This is a genomic window from Saccharobesus litoralis (genome assembly GCF_003063625.1).
Classification (GTDB): domain Bacteria; phylum Pseudomonadota; class Gammaproteobacteria; order Enterobacterales; family Alteromonadaceae; genus Saccharobesus; species Saccharobesus litoralis.
Window position 1 is genome coordinate 1182720 of the sequence record NZ_CP026604.1, and the last position, 6004, is coordinate 1188723.

The following is a 6004-nucleotide window of genomic DNA, read 5'->3' on the forward strand; positions in this document are numbered from 1 at the left end:
ATTACTCTCCTATTACGACTTTGATTGCATCGCGTAAAATATCTAACCCTTGCATCAATACGCTTGATTCTGTGGTTAACGGCGGCATAATTTTTATCGCAGTGTCGTTACGCCCTGCACGCTCAACAATCAAGCCATTAGCAAAGCAGATATTTAAAATGGCACTGGTAGTTTCTTCGGCAAAAGCACTGCAATCCAACGCCCAGATCATGCCAATGCCGCGCACTGCAAGTTGCGGATTTAACACACTGATCTGGGTATCGATATATTCAGCAATCAAACGCTCATTGCTCTTGACCAAGCTACTTAAATTGTTGTCGTCGGCAAACTTCAACGCGGCAGTTGCCGCAACAAAAGCTAATTGGTTGCCGCGAAAAGTACCGTTGTGTTCTCCCGGTAACCAATTTTTGTCGAGCTCTTCGGTTAAACACAACAAAGAAACGGGTAGGCCATAACCACCCAATGATTTGGATAAAACCACCATATCCGGTTTGATATTCGCGCGCTCAAAAGAGAAGAAATCACCACTGCGATAGCAGCCGACTTGGATGTCATCGATAATTAAATAAATGCCAAACTTGTCGCATAACTTGCGTAGCCCTTGTAACCATTCAACTGGCGCAACGACTACGCCGCCCTCAGCTTGCACAGTTTCAACAATAACTGCAGCCGGTAAATCAACCCCAGATGAAGGGTCGCTCAGTACGGCTTCCATATAGGCTAGCGTATCAAATGACTTCATAAAGCCATGCGGGTAAGGCATAAACGTCGTGTCGGAAACAGGGAAGCTTGGATCTCTATGGTATTTATTGCCCGTGAGCGCAAGTGCACCCAAAGTCATGCCGTGATAAGCGCCCATAAAAGCAAAAACGTTGCGACGGCCTGTGGTTTTGCGCGCTATTTTTATCGCGGCTTCGACTGCATTAGTGCCTGTCGGGCCACAAAATTGCAATTTGTATTGTAAATCGCGCGGCTTAAGAATGAGTTCATCAAAGGTTTGGATAAACTCGGCTTTAGCTGAGGTATGCAGATCTAAGCCATGAATAATATTGTCTGAGTCTATGTAGTCTTTAATTTTTTGCTTGATCGCATCATTATTATGACCGTAGTTAAGTGAACCCGCTCCTGCTAAAAAGTCGATATATTGGTTACCGCTTTCTGAATATAAAAAACTACCTTTTGCTCGATTAAATGTAACCGGAAAACTTCTGCAATAAGAGCGTACTACCGATTCTTTCGCTTCAAATACCGTCATAATTTTATTCTCTAACTTACTTGTTAATCTGCTAATAATTCCACTGTCTGCTGCAGTGTTTCGCGGTTGCGACCAAACTGGTTGATCAGGGTAAATGCCTTAACATGGCGTGAGTCGCCAACACCATGTTTAACTAAACTCGCCAATGAACCAGTGGCACTCATATCGATTAAATTAAATTGGCCTATATCAATCGCGTTCACCGTGCTGATGAAGTGCACAGGCTCGCTAATCACTTGCCATAAATGTTCTGGGGTAAATTGTTCGACTTGTGCTTGGCTTAAGCAGGAGTGCAATGCAATTGCAGGATCGTTAAATTCAACCTTGGCCAGCTCTGCCAAATATTCACTTTCTATCGCTTTAATCGCATTACTGTGAAATGCATATTGCACCGGCAGTATTTGACTATGAATAGATTGACTGTGAATAGATTGACTATGAGTAGGCTGGCCATCAGTAATGGTACTGCTTAAGCTAGCTTGGATTTGGCTTAATGCTTGGCGATCACCACTTATCAATAAGTTGCCTTGATGATTAACGCCAGCAATATAAACATCTGGCCGCTGGCCAACTAAACGTTGCCAGGTTTGCTGATCTGTCATCACCGACATCATGGCGCCTTTTTCGGCTTTTTGTTCCAGCAACTGCGCTTGTTTTACCACTAATTTTAGCCCAGTAGTAAAATCAAACACGCCAGCAACAGTTGCCGCGACAAATTCGCCTAAGCTATGACCTAACACAGCATCGGGTTTAATCCCTTCGGCCAGCAAAGTTTGATACAAGGCGTAGCTGACGCAATAAATCGCTGGATGGCTACTTGCCAAGTAATCAAACTCATCACTCGCTGGTGACTGGTAAATTTCATCAATTAATGAATAACCAGCTAGCTCAATAAACGCTTGATCGCACAACTCTAGCTGACGTTTAAACTCTGGGTGATATTGATAGAGCTCTTGTGCCATGCCAAAGTATTGCGAACCTTGACCGGCAAACATCAATAGATTTTTACGTTGGCTGGCTGGCAACACAGGGCGTTGTTCAGATATTTGTTTAGCACGCTGTTGCTCTAGCAAATTAAGCTGCGACTTCGCCATCGGTGTGTCTTTAATAGTGCGCACCATTTTCGACAACACCATACCTGGGCCAATTTCTTCAAACTCTTTATAGCCTTGATCTAATAGCCATGAGACAGATTCATACCACAGCACTGAGCCAGCAATTTGTTGCTGGAGTAATGGGAAATAGTCTTGCTCTGGGTAAGGTCTGGCAGTGACATTAGCGACCACAGGTAGTTGTAATGGTTTGAATGCAAATTGCTTAGCAAATTCTGCGAACTCAGTGGCAACCGACGCCATATAACGCGAGTGAAATGCCGCACTGACTTTTAACGGTACGTAGCGCGCACCTTGTTCGCTAAACAGGCTCTCGGCGGCGCCAATATCATCAAATAAGCCTGAAACAATAATTTGTTCTCGGCTGTTGATATTAGCAATGTCGATGCCATTAAATTGCGAACCTTGCAAAGTGGTTACAACTTGTTCAAGCGGTAACGACATAACAGCAGCCATTGCGCCTTTCGGTGCCTGCGCCATAAGCTCGCCACGTTTTTGCACTAGCTTTAAGCCCGTAGCTAAATCAAACGCGCCGGCTGCATATAAAGCTGCGTACTCACCTAAGCTATGACCCGCCAAATAATCTGGCTGCTGACCGCCATTTTGCAAATAATCGTGATATTGCAACGCGCTAACAAAGAACAAAGCTGGCTGTGTGTATTGGGTTTGATTTAGCACGCCATTAGGATCCTGTAAGCATAATTCGACAATCGAATAGCCTAAAATCTCATCTGCTATTAACACCCAATCTGGATAACGTTCGAATAACGCTTCACCCATACCCACATGTTGCGAACCTTGGCCGGGAAAAACAAAAACCTGTGACATAACTAACCCAAATCTATAACATCATTTATTAAGTGGTCTAAATAAGTATCTTGACTTAGGCTGTCGCTTCGGCCATTTTCTTGGCGAAAACATCAATCACGTTTTCCAATGTGTAGATGTCACGTTTTTCGTAATCGTGAACTTCAACTTCTAATTTCTTTTCAATGTCGTACCAAATTTCCAGCATTTCACGCGAATCGATCCCTAAGTCGCCACCTAGGTAAAAATCTAAATCGACATTGGATTCGTCAAAGGCGGTTTTCTTGCATTCGTTTATGGCTGCGAATACGGTGTTGATAATGGTTTGTCTAACTTGGCTCATGATTTTTTTCCTTAATTATTAATATTCAGACTAAGCGCGAAATAGTCGAAGGCTTGGCTTTTTTATGGCCTTTCACTTCGACAGACTCAGCAAGAACTAAATGTTATTTTTTACTGTTAAGCAGGTTCTGCTTGTTTGATTGACTCTTTGGGCTCAGCCTCTAACACACCAAACTCGTTAGCCACTTGCTTAATCAAAGCTAATGCTTGTTCCATCTCTTGTTTGGTGTGCGTCGACATAATAGACAGGCGCAAACGCTCCAACCCTGGCGGCACCATAGGGTATTCCATAATATTGGCGAACAAACCAAGCTGGTATAAACGGCGGTTGAGTTGACGAGCGATACCATCTTTTAAGAACACAGGAATAATGCCTGACTGACCGCGAATGATGTTAAACCCTTCTTGTTCTAAACGGTCTTGCATATAGCGTACGTTAGCGTGTAACTGACCAACCCTGTCTTCTTGGCGATCTTCTAAAATATCTAAAGCGGCATTAATCGCTGCAATCGTTGGCTGGGCTAAGCCGGTAGTAAACACATAAGGATAAGAGAAGTTACGCAGCATAAAGATCAGCTCTTTACTGCCCGACACAAATGCACCTTGCGCGCCTAAAGACTTACTACAAGTCGACATACGTAAATCAACTCGGCCCATTAAATCTAAATGCTCCAACGTGCCTTTACCGGTTTTACCAACAGAGCCAAGACCATGAGCATCATCTAAGATGGTGATCACCTCAAACTCTTGACACATTTCGAGATAGCCAGCTAAATCGATAATAGTGCCATCGATTGAACGCACCCCTTCAACCGTTGAGAAAATTTGTACATCCGGTGTGCGGCGACGAATACGCTCAAGCAAGGGTCGTAAGGTATCTAAGTTATCCGGATCGAATGAATAAAAAGGTACGCCCGTCATTTTAATCGCATTGATTACGCTAGCATGACTATGCTTGTCGTAAACGATAACGTCGTTTTTGTTCATTAAGCCGTTAACCCAACACAAATTAGCCATGTAACCACCGGGTAATAACACGGCGTCCTCGTGGCCTGCTAATTTAGCCAAACGTTGTTCTAACTCTTTGTGTTGTTTGGTGTAACCAGAAAAAGCGGGCGAGCCACCTGAGCCAATACCATATTGCTCAATCGCTTCACATACTTTGCGTTTTACGTAGGGGTCGTTTGAACAACCTAAGTAGCTATTTGAACCAAAGACCAACACCTCTTTAAACTCGTCTGAGTGCAAGTCTTTGTATTGCATTTTGCTGGCAACAGGGCCATGACCTTCACGGCCATTGAGATAACCTTGCTCAACTTCATCAAGATAAAATTGATATTGTTTTGCAACCCTTTCTTTGAAAGGCATACGCTCTAGTTCAATTAACGTTTTAGAATCCATGTTGTCCTCTTATTTCTTACTCGTTCCAGAAATTACAATTAAAATTGCTCTTGTTTTATTCACTTTGGGCTGGTGGCAAAATGCCATTCGCTCGATACCAAGCAACACAATTACCTATCATTTGTTCTAGCTTGATTGGCTGATAACCCAGATCTTGTTCAGCCTTGGCTGACGAAAAATAATACTGGCCGCCAAATACACGAATGCGGTAGGGTTCAACCAAAGCATCTCGACCCAACAAGGGGTACAACCACTCTTTTAACTTTTCCCGCCAATACAAACGGCTGTAGTTGGTATTGGGTAAATCAAATTTAGTTTGTAAGCTGTCAGCGATAAGCTGCAAAAAGCTGCGATAGTCTCTGTCATCGCCAGCCAAAATATAGCGCTCGCCAGATTTGCCTTGCGTTAATGCATTAACATGGGCTTTGCCAACTTCGGCTGCACAGCAAAAGCTTGCCGCGCCGGGCGGTAAAAATGGCACTTGATTAGCAAACACCGCCATCACCAAACGCCCCCATTGAAAGTTATGATCAAACTCACCAATAATTTCAGCTGGGTTTAAAATCACCACTTCTAAGCCCTGTTTTTGTGCAGCCAACACAGCTTGTTCTGCCAAAAGTTTGGTTTTGGCATAGGGGCTTTTTGCTCTAAAACCTTGTAAGCGCGTTGCTTCATTGGCTTGATTTTGCGAGTTACGCTGCGCGCCTATGGTTGATGTGGTGCTGGTATAAACTAAGCGCTTTACGCCACTGGCTAACGCGGCATCAATCACGGTTTGTGTTCCCGTTACATTGACCTTAAACAAATGTTGATAATCACGCTTAAAACAACTGGTGTTGCCCGCGGTATGGATCACCGCATCGACACCTTGCATTGCCTGTTGCAAAGCCGCTAAATCTGTCAATTCGCCGGTATGAAAAGTCGGTGAAAACGCTTGTAAAAAATCACGCTTAGAACTTGCCCGTAAATAAACATGCGTGTCATGACCTGCTTGCTGCAAGGCTTTGACTATATTTAGGCCAACAAAACCGCTGGCACCGGTTACCAATACTTTCATGCTAAAATTCCTTGTCTTATTCTTGTCAGT

General features: G+C 43.7%; 5 protein-coding genes. All 5 read right to left on the reverse strand.

Annotated features, from left to right (window positions below; all coding sequences use genetic code 11):
• Position 1: 1 nt before the first annotated feature.
• The 5 genes from ectB to C2869_RS04270 all read right to left on the reverse strand — a co-directional run bounded on the left by ectB (position 2) and on the right by C2869_RS04270 (position 5974).
• On the reverse strand, positions 2 to 1255 hold the full coding sequence (gene ectB / locus C2869_RS04250) for a diaminobutyrate--2-oxoglutarate transaminase (protein WP_108601771.1): 1254 nt from the start codon (positions 1253 to 1255) through the stop codon (positions 2 to 4).
• Between the two features lie 23 nt (positions 1256 to 1278).
• Positions 1279 to 3195 (reverse strand): ACP S-malonyltransferase, encoded by a 1917-nt coding sequence (gene fabD / locus C2869_RS04255; RefSeq protein WP_108601772.1) that lies wholly within the window; start codon positions 3193 to 3195, stop codon positions 1279 to 1281.
• 55 nt (positions 3196 to 3250) lie between these two features.
• Positions 3251 to 3517 (reverse strand): acyl carrier protein, encoded by a 267-nt coding sequence (locus C2869_RS04260; protein ID WP_108601773.1) that lies wholly within the window; start codon positions 3515 to 3517, stop codon positions 3251 to 3253.
• 116 nt (positions 3518 to 3633) lie between these two features.
• Complete coding sequence (locus C2869_RS04265; RefSeq protein ID WP_108601774.1) at positions 3634 to 4917, reverse strand: aminotransferase class I/II-fold pyridoxal phosphate-dependent enzyme; 1284 nt, start codon at positions 4915 to 4917, stop codon at positions 3634 to 3636.
• 55 nt (positions 4918 to 4972) lie between these two features.
• Positions 4973 to 5974 (reverse strand): NAD-dependent epimerase/dehydratase family protein, encoded by a 1002-nt coding sequence (locus C2869_RS04270; protein ID WP_108601775.1) that lies wholly within the window; start codon positions 5972 to 5974, stop codon positions 4973 to 4975.
• Between the last annotated feature and the right edge of the window lie 30 nt (positions 5975 to 6004).